The organism is Halanaerobium sp. MA284_MarDTE_T2 (assembly GCF_003337245.1).
Classification (GTDB): domain Bacteria; phylum Bacillota; class Halanaerobiia; order Halanaerobiales; family Halanaerobiaceae; genus QPJE01.
In genome coordinates, this window is the sequence record NZ_QPJE01000059.1 from 1 (window position 1) to 1,681 (window position 1,681).

3 protein-coding genes are annotated in these 1,681 nt (G+C 40.9%); all 3 read left to right on the plus strand.

What is annotated here, in order from left to right; all coding sequences use genetic code 11:
- A partial coding sequence (locus tag DFR78_RS11800; protein WP_305037531.1) for a transketolase C-terminal domain-containing protein occupies positions 1-300 on the plus strand: 300 nt, incomplete at its 5' end.
- Positions 301-313: 13 nt separating this feature from the next.
- Positions 314-1,132 carry a thiamine pyrophosphate-dependent enzyme gene (locus tag DFR78_RS11805; RefSeq protein WP_114459022.1) on the plus strand — a complete coding sequence of 273 codons (819 nt, stop codon included), beginning with the start codon at positions 314-316 and terminating at the stop codon, positions 1,130-1,132.
- A partial coding sequence (locus tag DFR78_RS11810; RefSeq protein WP_114459023.1) for a 2-oxoacid:acceptor oxidoreductase family protein occupies positions 1,132-1,681 on the plus strand: 550 nt, incomplete at its 3' end. The genes DFR78_RS11805 and DFR78_RS11810, both read left to right, overlap by 1 nt.

The window sequence follows — 1,681 nt, forward strand, 5'->3', positions numbered from 1 at the left end:
TTTGTATTTGGTTCAACCACCAGACCAGCAAAAGGTGCTGTCAAAAAAGCAAAAGAAGCGGGAGTAGAAGTAGAGCTTATAAGACCGATAACAATCTGGCCGTTTCCGGAAAAAGAGCTCAAAGAGATAGCCGAAAGAGTGGATAAGATAATAGTAGCAGAGATGAACTTAGGCCAGACAGCAGGGCTGGTAAAACAGGCTGTAGAAGGAAAAGCAGAAGTAATACAGCACAATAGAGTAGACAGTGGACATATAAGTGTAGAAGAACTCTACGAGAAAATTATGGAAGTAAGTTCATAAGGGGGATAAATAAATGAGCAAATTGGACAATTTACTGAGAACAGAACAGATGCCACATTTTGCCTGTCCGGGATGTACCCACGGTACAGCCTGGAAATCCATGCTGAAGGCTGTAGAAGATCTGGGATTAGAGCAGGATAAAACAGTAATGGTATGTGCAATCGGATGTGCGGGAAGGCTGCCGGTATATTCAGATTTCCCATCAATAAGGACCCCACATGGGAGAGCACTAAGTTATGCAACAGGAATAAAACTGGCCAATCCAGACTTAAATGTAATAGTATTTATGGGAGATGGAGATGCAGCAGCGATAGGAGGCAACCATTTAATTCATGCAGCAAGAAGAAATATAGATATCACAGCAGTGGTGGCAACAAATGAGATATATGGAATGACAGGAGGGCAGTATGCACCAACAACAGAGAGCGGCAGATTTGCCTCTACAGCACCATATGGTATGACAGAAAACCAGATGGATGTATGTAAGCTGGTAGAAGGAGCAGGAGCAACCTTTGTTGGACGAGGAGATGTTTACCATGTAAGAGAGCTGAAAGATTTAGTAAAAGCAGGTATAGAGCACAAAGGATTTTCATTAGTAGAGATATTCACCACCTGTCCTACCCATTTTGGGAGAAGAAACAATATGAAACAGCCGTCCAAACTGATAGAACATCTAAAAGATCTGACAGTAACAAAAAAGCAGGCAGAAAAGATGACAGAACAAGAGCTTAAAGGTAAGCTTATGCGAGGTATACTGGTAGATGAAGATAAGCCAGAATATGTAGAAACATATGACAGGCAGACCGGATTTAAAGAAGAAGGTGATGGATAATGAATTTAAAAGATCTTGAGCAGTTAGAGGTAAGATTCAGCGGTTCAGGAGGACAGGGACTTGTACTGGCAAGTATAATCTTTGCTGATATTCTGACAGCCTCCGGCTATAATGTAATACAGGGGGAATCCCATGGTATAGAAGCACGTGGAGGAGCCAGCAGAGGAGAAGTAATAGCAAGTAAGGAAGAGATAACAGACCTTGCTGTAAAAAACCCGGATATATTTGTAGCCCTATCACAGCAGTCATGTAATAAATATTATGCTGATATAAAAGAAGATGCCCTGGTAATTCTGGATTCATTTTTAATCGAGGATATTCCGGAAATTAATTCAGATAACCTGTATTTGATTCCATTTACAAAAGAAGTAAAAGAAGAGCTGGGGACAATACTGCCGACAAACATAGCTTTTATAGGTGCAGCAGCAGAGCTGACAGACATAGCAGAACTGGATGTATACAAAAAAGCAATTAAGGGAAGAATTCCCAAAGGAACAGAAGAAGTAAATATGAAGGCTTTTGAATTAGGTATGGAGCTTGCCAAAAAGG

What these genes read in the sequence shown, in the direction of transcription:
- DFR78_RS11805 (WP_114459022.1), top strand. Translation starts at nt 314, where the DNA reads ATGAGCAAATTGGACAATTTACTGAGAACAGAACAGATGCCACATTTT.